Origin of the sequence: Ensifer sp. (genome assembly GCF_035999185.1) — a bacterium.
Lineage (GTDB): Bacteria > Pseudomonadota > Alphaproteobacteria > Rhizobiales > Rhizobiaceae > Ensifer.
On record NZ_DASYHB010000134.1, the window covers coordinates 1 to 9,831 of the forward strand.

Genomic DNA, 9,831 nt, shown 5'->3' on the forward strand with positions numbered 1-9,831 from the left:
GCGGGCCGAGAGGACCTTCTGGCCACCCTTGGTAGCCATGCGCGAACGGAAGCCGTGACGACGCTTGCGGACAAGCTTGGACGGTTGGTAGGTACGCTTCATTTATTTAATACCGCGGTGTGCGGCCCTTCTTGGGTTTGCATTTAGCAAGGAGCGTTTACGTTACCGGACGCGGCTCCGCCTTGCGGGCAGAGGGCTTGACCGGACGTGCGCGGCTTATAAGGGCAAATTTCCCGCAAAGTCAATCGCGGGCGGCGATTCAACATGCACGGCATCATAAATGTGACCGCCTTGGTCGAGCGCGCGATATCTGGGCACAAGGGCGGATCGACTAGCGAAGATTGGTAAACAGAGACCTAAGCTCGTCTCCCCAGAATGCCTGTCCCACGCGATGACCTTTATTAACCACGCCTATTTTAGGGTCGCCTCGGTGCAATGGGGTCGCGGCATGTCCGATAATCGGGCGAGCCTTCCGGCCTTGTGGAGGTCGGGATGAAAATACGCGGTAAAATCAATCTAATCGTCGGCATCATGAGTGTGCTGGCGGTTGCGGTGACCGGCATGTCGCTGGTCGCTGTCAACAAATACAACGAGAAATTCCACCAGTACGAGAACGTGGCGACGCGCGCCTTCAACGCGGAACGCCTCAACCGGCTGGTGACCGCGGTCGTCATGGAATCGCGCGGCGTCTATGCCGCCCCGACCATCGAGAAGGCCAAGCCGTTTGCCGAAGGCATCCGCAAGAACCTCGACAAGATCGACGCGCTGCTTGCCGAGTGGCGCCCGCTGATCCCGGCCGAAACCAAAGCGTCCTTCGACACGCTGGTCGCCCGCGCCGCCGAATTCAGGACTTTCCGCGTCGAGACGGCGCGGCTTGGCGAAGAGGTTTCGCCGCAGGCTGCCAACGAGCAGGGCAACACCGACGCCAACCGCGCCAACCGCAAGGCGTTCCAGGAGCAGATCGACGGCGTTGTCGACATCAACCTGAAGACGCTTCAGGTCGTGACCGCTGATACGGCCGTCTTCGAGCGCAATGTCATCATCACCATTCTTGCCATCGCCGGCCTTGGCCTGATTGCCGGCATTGGCGCGGCATTCTACATCGCCACGAACCATCTGAGCCGTCCGATCCTTGAATTGACGGATAAGATGAAGCAGTTGGCTGGCGGTGATCTCACCGCGGACGTGCCTTTCGTCGGCCGCAAGGACGAGATCGGCGAAATGGCGGAAGCCGTTGAGGTCTTCAAGCAGAACGGCCTCGCCGTCCGTGACCTCAATGCGCAGGAAGCGGTGCTGCGCGAAAAGAGCGCCGACCTCCAGTCGAGCATCGGCGTCGTCGTCGCGGCCGCCGCCGCCGGTGATTTCACCAAGCGCATCGGCAAGGACTATGAAAACGACGATCTCAATCGCTTTGCGAAGAGCGTCAACGAGCTGGTCGGCAGTGTTGACGCCGGCATCGCCGAGACCCGCCGCGTAATTGCGAGCCTCGCGGCCGGTGACCTGACCCAGAGCATGAACGGTCGCTACCAGGGCGCCTTCGCCGAACTGCAGCAGAACGTCAACGAGACGCTGTCGACCCTGCAGAAGACGCTGCGCGAGGTCCGTACGACCACGGACTCGATCAACGGCAATTCGTCCGAACTGCGTTCTGCCGCCGACGACCTGTCGAAGCGGACGGAACAGCAGGCCGCAGCCCTCGAAGAGACGTCCGCCGCGCTCGATCAGATCACCGTCGCGGTGAAAAGCTCGACCGAGCGCGCACAGGAAGCGACCGTCATGGTCAACGAGGCCAAGCACAGCGCGGCACAGTCGGCAGCCGTGGTGCGCAATGCCGTCGATGCCATGGGCCGGATCGAACAGGCCTCGAGCGAAATCGGCCAGATCACCAACGTGATCGACGAAATCGCCTTCCAGACCAACCTCCTGGCGCTGAATGCCGGCGTCGAGGCGGCCCGCGCCGGTGACGCAGGCAAGGGTTTTGCGGTCGTCGCCCAGGAAGTGCGCGAGCTTGCCCAGCGTGCGGCCAGTGCCGCCAAGGACATCAAGGGTCTGATCTCGAAGTCGGGCAGCGAAGTGGCGACCGGCGTCCGCCTGGTACAGGAAACCGGCTCGGCGCTCGGCGAGATCGAGGAGCGTGTTCTGAAGATCAACGACCACATCCACTCGATCGCAACGGCAGCGCGCGAGCAATCGACGGGGCTGAGCGAGGTCAGCACGGCGGTCAACCAGATGGACCAGGTGACGCAGCAGAACGCGGCCATGGTGGAAGAGGCGAATGCCGCCACCCACAAGCTGTCTGCCGAAGCCAACAATCTCGCAAGCCTGATCGCCTACTTCAAGGTCGACAATGCTGCCGCCCGGCCGATCGCCGTGGCACGTGAGACCGCCCAGCCGGTCGCATCGCCGGCACGGCGCATGATGGGCAACGTCGCGCGCGCCTTTGGCGGCGGCTCCGCCGCAGCCGTGGCCAAGGAGGACTGGCAAGAATTCTGATCGCCGGCTTGCTCGGTCAAATGTAAAGAGCCCGCGGTGCCTTCATGGTGCCGCGGGCTTTTCGTTTCCAGAAACCTCCGCGCGCCAATGTCCGCGACAGGAGGCGTCCAGGCACTGTTCCCTGGGTGACTTACGCCGGTCCGGAAATTGCGCAGACAGGCCGGGCGAGACGGTAATGCGTCGTCGGTTTGGATCGAGTTTTTGTCCACTTTGCGAAGGTCCGGGCGTGCTCACGTGGCCGCATGGGGAGGGGATGATCAAGATGTGGTCTCTTGCGATTGAAAATGGCGGAGCTTTGAAAGCGGCCCGCGGCTATGTCGCACCCGGCTCGCCCTCAGTGCGATTGGAAAAAAGGCAGCCTTCTCCTATTATGGGCTATTGCGAAACGTCGCTGCAGGGCCCACGCCCGGGCTCGCGGTGCATCGATTTGACAGGCAAGGAACATTCTTGGGCATGACGGAAGAAGCGCGTCAGGCGAACGCCAACGAGGCCCTCAAGGCGGGTGCGGGGTTCTTCCGTGGTCTTTCCGGCAAGCTGTTGTTGCTGACGATCGTCTTCGTCATGCTGGCAGAAGTGTTGATCTTCGCTCCATCCGTGGCGACGATGCGCACGCGCTGGCTCGAGGACCGGTTGAACACGGCTGCGGCCGCCGCTGTTGTCGTCGATGGCCTGCAGAATGTCGAACTGCCGCGCAGCGTGCAAAAGGACACGCTGATGGCGACGGGCACGAAGGCGATCGTCATCCGCCGCAAGGATGCCTCGCGCATGATCGCGCTCACCGACATGCCGCTTGAGATCGAAGGCGAGTACGACGTTGCCAACGCGACCGCGTTTGCCTCGATCCGCGATGCGTTCGACACGCTGCTCTTTGGCGGTGATCGCGTCATCCGCGTCTATGGGCCGCTCGGCGAAAGCGATGCGACGATCGAGCTTCTGATGAAGGACGCGAGCCTGCGCAAGGCGATGCTCGTCTATTCGCGCAACGTCTTTGTCCTGTCGCTCATCATTTCGTTGATCACCGCGGCGCTGATCTTTCTCGCCATCAACCGGATGCTGATCACGCCGATCCGCCGGATGACGGCCAGCATGCAGGAATTTTCCGACGACCCGTCCAATCCGGCCCGGGTTCTTGTGCCGCCGGAAGGGCGCGACGAGCTTGCCGTCGCCGGCCAGCATCTCGCCAGCATGCAGCGTGAATTGCAAAAGACGCTGAAGCAGCAGAAGAGCCTTGCCGAGCTCGGCCTTGCCGTCTCGAAGATCAACCACGACATGCGCAACATGCTGTCCTCCGCACAGTTGATCTCCGACCGTCTGGCCGACGTGGACGATCCCGTGGTCAAGCGTTTCGCTCCGACGCTGCTGCGCACCATCGATCGCGCGGTCGGCTATACGCGCGAAGTGCTGTCCTATGGCCGCACGACGGAAGCAGAGCCGCACCGGCGCTTCGTGGCGTTGAAGCCGCTGGTCTCCGATGTCGCCGAGCTGCTGGCGATCGATCCGCAGTCCGGCATCGACTTCCAGGTGCAGATGCAGGACGACCTTGAGGTCGATGCCGATAGCGAGCAGCTTTTCCGGGTGGTGCACAACATCTGCCGTAACGCCGTGCAGGCGTTGACGAGCCATGAGGCTGAGGATGGTCGTCCGCGCATCGTCGCGGTCTCTGCCATGCGCGTCGGCAGCGTCGTAACGATCTCCGTGGACGACACCGGCCCCGGCATGCCGCCCAAGGCGCGGGAAAACCTGTTTGCCGCCTTCCGCGGCTCGGCCCGTTCCGGTGGCACGGGCCTTGGACTCGCGATTGCCCGCGAGCTGGTTCTCGCCCATGGCGGCACGATCGCGCTGGTCGAAAAGCCGACGCCGGGCACGCTTTTCCGAATCGAACTGCCGGACCGGCCGGTGCCGCTGGACGCCTTCCGCTCGAAGGTGCGCCATTAGGCGACGATCGTTATGATGGGCTGAGGCGAAAGCCCGTCATCACTCATTTTTTTTACGAGGCCGCCCTTCGACGGCAACGCCTTGCTTTCCAGCAGGTTCATGCGCCGGGGTTGCCGTGCCTTTCCACAGCTGAGCAGGAGCGCCGTCGTAAAAATGAAATTTTTTGCGGAACGGCGCTTGCAATCCCCGAAAGGACCCTTTAGAGAACCGCTCACGCAAGCGGTTCGACCGCTTCAGGCAAACGCACCCGTAGCTCAGCTGGATAGAGCACCAGACTACGAATCTGGGGGTCAGGAGTTCGAATCTCTTCGGGTGCGCCATTCCTTTCAATGACTTAGTTAGTCATACGTTTCCCCATCATACATCGTCTTCGTATGAAGCGTTCTAGCGCATCGCGACCCGTCTGTTCCGCGATGCACTTCGATGTCGGGTAACCTGTCAGATCGCTTCTGCAGGCGGGGCTGCACGATCATGGCGCAAGTGCGCCTCAACGTGAGCTGTTCTCGCGTACAGGCGATGATCAGGATTGGCGGACGGCATAGCCGTTTTCGACAAGCCAGGCGTCGTGCAGCCACTTTTCCGTCCCGCGATGGCCGGGAAAGCGGATCCAGTGGATGTCGCGCTCGAAGACCATGACCTTGCGATCCGCGCCGACGATCACCCACATCCAGAGCCCATCGGCGGTGTTGCGCATTTTGACCTTCATGCCGGCGAGCGTCAGGTTCTCTTCACGCCCATTGCGGGTTACGCGCAGCGGTTCGTCGTGCCGGTCGATCCAGCTGATATCAAGCACGGGCAAGAGGTCGGGTGCCGCGTTGCGCAGAAAATCCATGGCGATTGCCTGAGCTTCTTCGCGTGTCGGCAGCTTGCCGCCGACCAGATCGAGATCCATCCGGGCAAATCCCTTGAGACGGCCGTTATCGGCGATGACGGTCGTTCCGCCTCCGTCTGCAACTCATTGGTGTTTCTCGACAGCGCAGGGGGCGCCGATGCCGTCTGGAAAAACGATGTGAAATCAGAGCTCTGCTTCGCGCTCACGGCGAATGGCATGTGCGCGTCGCGCACGGGAAGCTGTCGCTTGATCCTAAGCGATCACGGGCGGCGATGCCTGCGGACAATCTCGGTGCCCATGAAACGTGTCGCATGCCGGTTCTGCAGAAAATGGCTTAGCTTCAAAGTGTTAGGGGATCCGTCGGCATCATCCGAACGAAAGGACACCCAGCAGGAATCACGCGTCAAACGGGGTAGATGACAGTTTTGTATATTAGTATATCATAAATCACAATGCTCGCGAATGTTGTGCGTGCGGCAAATCGCGAAGGCCCTGGCGGATGGAGACCCCGATCACGATGGGTGCCAGGGCTTTCACGATCTTTTGACGCCTGCATGTGAAAATCGGGCTCGTCGGCTTCCTATATGAAGGAGGTAGTGAGGCCGCTGAAAGAAGGGAGGTGTCGATGTATCGCTACATGATGAAAGAACTTCTCGTGATCGTTGCCGGCCTATCGGTTTGTGCCTTCATGATCCTGTTCTTTTTGGTCCATTCCACGCCCAGCCTGCAGTAGCGGCTAACGGCGCAGCATCATCGCCGGCGCATGCGGCATCAACGCAGTTGCGCGAGCAAATCAACGGTGTGTTGATCCTTCTCCCCCTCGAAATAGCGCTGCAGCGCCTGTTCGAACGGATTGCCTTTTCCGTCCACGCTTGAAAACAAAGTCATTGACGACCGGAATTTCCTGTCGTCGGGGCTCGAAAAGATCTGGTGCGCCGATTTGCCAGTCACGGCGTTGACGAGCGCGGTGCATTCCCTGAGCCTTTGGCCAAGCACCGCGTCGGCGAGATAGGCTGCCGCCTCGTCTCGCCCGGAAATGGCATAACGCTGCGCCATCGGAGAATGCCCAAGGCCGGACAGCTGCGGGAAAACGAACCACATCCAGTGCGTCTGCTTGTGTCCCTGTCGCAGTTCTTCCAGGACCGCGTCATAGACGCGGTTCTGGGCATCGATGAAGCGCTGCAGGTCGAAGGGGTCGGTCATGGCGTACCTCGCTTGACCGCGCCCTGATGCAGGCGCGGGCGTCAGCTACCAGCGATGATGAACATGGACCTTCACCAGCTGCTCGTAAACTGCGGCGATTGCGGCTTTGGTCTCGCCGTCGATGGTCGAGAGCGCACTGGCTGCGGCGTTCGACTGCGCCTGGGCCTCGTTGCGGGCGCCCGGAATGACGACGGAGACGGCCTGTTGTTCAAGGATCCAGCGAAGCGCGAACTGCGCCATCGCGACCCCCTGGGGCACCAGCGGGCGTAGCTGCTCGACGGCTTCAAGCGCGGTCTCGAACGGCACGCCGGCAAAGGTTTCGCCAACGTCGAAGGCTTCGCCGTGGCGGTTGAAGTTGCGGTGATCGTCGGCGGCAAACGCCGTTTCGCGGGTGATCTTGCCTGACAAAAGGCCAGAGGCAAGCGGCACGCGAACGATGACGCCGACATTCTTCTTCTCGGCTTGCGCAAAGAACAAGTCGTGCGGGCGCTGGCGGAAGATGTTGTAGATGATCTGCACCGTCGCGACACCCGGGTACTCGATCGCCTTCAGCGCTTCCTCGACCTTTTCGACCGACACGCCGTAGTGGCGGATCTTGCCCTTGGCAACGAGCTTGTCGAGCGCCCCGAACAGCTCGGGCCGGTAGTAGACCTCGGTCGGCGGGCAGTGCAGTTGTACGAGATCGAGCGTCTCGACGCCGAGATTGGCGAGGCTGCGATCGATGAAGGCTTCGATGTTTTCACCGGTATAGCCCTCGGCGACGTGCGGGCTCAGCCTGCGGCCCGCCTTGGTCGCGACGAACGGCCTGTCGCCGCCCCGTTCCTTGAGCACGGCCGAAATGATCTTTTCGGACCGGCCGTCGCCATAGACGTCGGCAGTGTCGATGAAGGTCACGCCGGCGTCGAGCGCGGCATTGAGCGCACGTTTGCCGTCAGCCTCGCTGACGTCGCCCCAGGCGCCCCCGATCTGCCAGGCGCCGAAGCCGATCTCGGAAATGGTTGCCCCGGTCTTGCCAAGCGTTCTCGTCTTCATCGTGATGTCTCCTTCTGTGGGTCCGTCAATCGGTCGGACCAAATCAATATGAACGGCATGCGAAAGGAAACCGTCTCCGCTGTCACCGCTCTAGTCGTCGAGCGAGACCACGGCCTTGCCGCGACTGAGATCGACAACCATTGCGATGATAGTCTCTGCCTCGTCCTTGCGCAGGTCGAGGCTAAGAACCGGGCCCTTGTCGGTAAAGCTCTCGCCGACGATAGCGACGTTGCGGGCAAGCAGCCGCGCCTTGATCAGCGCCATGTCTGAAAAATCGACGGCGACGGTTGCGCGCACGGTCTCGATCATCTCGATCTTTTCCGCCGCTCGAAGACACAGCGCTGCCGTGCCGCCATAGGCGCGCACCAGCCCGCCGCTGCCGAGCAGGATGCCACCGAACCAGCGGGTGACGACGACCACGACGCCGTCGAGCGCCTGGCCATCGATTGCTGCGAGAATGGGCTTTCCGGCCGTGCCGCTCGGTTCGCCGTCATCGCTGAAGCGATAGGCCTGGCCGATGCGCCAGGCCCAGCAATTGTGGTTGGCGGTGACATCGGAATGGGCGGTCAGGAAATCTTTCGCGGCCTGCTCTTCGGCAATGGGTGCGGCAATGGCCAGAAAACGGCTCTTCTTGACGTCCTGGGTTGCCGTTTCGATGCGCGTGAGGGTGAACATGGCCGCTTCCGTTTCTAGAGAAGCTGATAACGGATTGCGGGGAAGGGCGCTACCACGGTTTGGAACGGTGCAGGCCCGGTTCGCTGCCAAGCGCCCGAGCGAAATGGCTCCGCATTCCTCTCCCCTCATTCCTGTGCCTGTTACAGGAATCCAGTCACGGCGCGTCTGCGCCGTGAGAAGACTCTGGATCCGGCGAAGCAAGCTTTTCGCGCCGCCGACGCGGCTCGGCTGGATCCCTGTGACGGGGCACAGGGATGAGGTGGAGAGAGGAAGGCGATCACCGCCGTGTGAACCCTCCCGTCCCTTCATCGCCTCTCCCGTGCTCGGGAGAGGCGTTTCTTGTCCGAAGCCGCGGCTTCGATCAGCCGATCGCCATCAGGCTGGCATTGCCGCCGGCAGCGGCCGTGTTGATCGAGGTCGAGACTTCCTCGAGCAGCCAGTTGAGGCAATAGGCGTCGGGGTTCTTGCCGATCTCTTCGGTCGACGCCGCCTGGACGAGAACCAGCGGACCCGGCAGGCCCGCGATGGCCTTGCTGACCTCGCGCACCCGTTCACCGTTGCCTTCGACCAGCGCGCCGGCATAGGGACCGTCGGCCGACCAGTCTTTCGACCAGGAAAGCCGCGCAGCGATGCTTGCCGGCAGGCCCTTCAACGATGCCTGAAGACCGGAGGCAGCGTCGATGACGACCGTGTTGCCGGTGGCAAGGGCTGCACCCAGCTGGTGGTAGAGACCGGTCTCCGTCGCCGGAACCAGAAGGACGCGGCCGCGCGGATGCAGCGCATAGAGGTTGCGTTCGCCGACCGGGCCTGGAAGCTCCGACAGCAGGCCGAGGGCCGAGTTGCTGCCGGCGGTGCGGGCGGCTTCGGCTTCGGTCTTGGCACCCTTGCCGTCGAGCCACTTGGCGAAGTCGAGCAGCGCCGGGTCCGTGTGGACGGAGCTGTGCTGCGGCGGCACCGGGGCGGTGGCGACAAGGCGGCCCAGATAGAGCGGGCCGCCAGCCTTCGGACCGGTGCCGGAAAGGCCACGTCCGCCGAAGGGCTGCACGCCGACGACAGCGCCGATGACGTTGCGGTTGACGTAGAGGTTGCCCGCCTTGACCCGCGAGGTGACGTGGGCGATCGTCTCGTCGAGGCGCGTGTGCAGGCCGAAGGTGAGGCCATAGCCGGTGGCGTTGATGTCGTCGATCAGCCGGTCGAGATCGTCGCGGCGGTAGCGGATGACGTGCAGCACCGGACCGAAGACTTCACGCTTGAGATCGGAGAGCTTGTCGAGCTCGATGATCGTCGGCGGCACGAAGGTGCCCTGTTCGGTTCCGGAGGCGGGGCCGATCTGCTCGACCTTGCGGCCGAGGCCGCGCATCGTTTCGATGTGCTTTTCAATGATGCCCTTAGCTTCCGCGGTGATGACAGGGCCGACGTCGACCGAGAGCCGGTCGGTGCGGCCGATCTTCAGCTCGTGCAGTGCGCCCTTCAGCATAGAAAGCGTGCGGTCGGCCACGTCTTCCTGCAGGCAGAGAACACGCAGCGCCGAGCAGCGCTGGCCGGCGCTGTCGAAGGCCGAGGCGATGACGTCGCCGACGACCTGTTCGGCAAGCGCCGAGCTGTCGACGATCATGGCGTTCTGGCCGCCGGTCTCGGCGATCAGCGGGATCGGCCGGCCG

General features: G+C 62.5%; 8 protein-coding genes and 1 tRNA gene. 3 read left to right on the plus strand and 6 right to left on the minus strand.

Going from position 1 to position 9,831, the window contains the following annotated elements:
• On the minus strand, positions 1 to 102 hold a 102-nt coding region (rpmH, locus tag VGO04_RS17630), incomplete at its 3' end, for a 50S ribosomal protein L34 (RefSeq protein ID WP_327497279.1).
• Between the two features lie 390 nt (positions 103 to 492).
• On the opposite strand from rpmH, the gene VGO04_RS17635 reads away from it, so the two are divergent.
• The 3 genes from VGO04_RS17635 (at position 493) to VGO04_RS17645 (ending at position 4,748) form a co-directional block, all read left to right on the plus strand.
• Entirely contained in the window at positions 493 to 2,493 is a 2,001-nt protein-coding gene (locus tag VGO04_RS17635; protein WP_327497271.1) for a methyl-accepting chemotaxis protein, read from the plus strand.
• A 453-nt stretch (positions 2,494 to 2,946) separates the two neighbouring features.
• Positions 2,947 to 4,428, plus strand: a complete 1,482-nt coding sequence (locus tag VGO04_RS17640) for a HAMP domain-containing sensor histidine kinase (RefSeq protein WP_327497272.1) — start codon at positions 2,947 to 2,949, stop codon at positions 4,426 to 4,428.
• 243 nt (positions 4,429 to 4,671) lie between these two features.
• A tRNA-Arg gene (locus VGO04_RS17645) sits at positions 4,672 to 4,748 on the plus strand.
• Positions 4,749 to 4,948: 200 nt separating this feature from the next.
• On the opposite strand, the gene VGO04_RS17650 is transcribed toward VGO04_RS17645, so the two are convergent.
• From VGO04_RS17650 to VGO04_RS17670, 5 genes are all read right to left on the minus strand, one after another.
• Positions 4,949 to 5,320 carry a hypothetical protein gene (locus VGO04_RS17650; RefSeq protein ID WP_327497273.1) on the minus strand — a complete coding sequence of 124 codons (372 nt, stop codon included), beginning with the start codon at positions 5,318 to 5,320 and terminating at the stop codon, positions 4,949 to 4,951.
• 711 nt (positions 5,321 to 6,031) lie between these two features.
• Entirely contained in the window at positions 6,032 to 6,463 is a 432-nt protein-coding gene (locus tag VGO04_RS17655) for a DUF1810 domain-containing protein (RefSeq protein WP_327497274.1), read from the minus strand.
• Positions 6,464 to 6,508: 45 nt separating this feature from the next.
• Positions 6,509 to 7,495 (minus strand): aldo/keto reductase, encoded by a 987-nt coding sequence (locus VGO04_RS17660; RefSeq protein ID WP_327497275.1) that lies wholly within the window; start codon positions 7,493 to 7,495, stop codon positions 6,509 to 6,511.
• Positions 7,496 to 7,585: 90 nt separating this feature from the next.
• Positions 7,586 to 8,170: a YigZ family protein gene (locus VGO04_RS17665; protein ID WP_327497277.1), complete on the minus strand. Its 585-nt coding sequence runs from the start codon at positions 8,168 to 8,170 to the stop codon at positions 7,586 to 7,588.
• 361 nt (positions 8,171 to 8,531) lie between these two features.
• Positions 8,532 to 9,831 (minus strand): aldehyde dehydrogenase family protein (locus tag VGO04_RS17670; protein ID WP_327497278.1); only part of this gene is annotated, 1,300 nt, incomplete at its 5' end.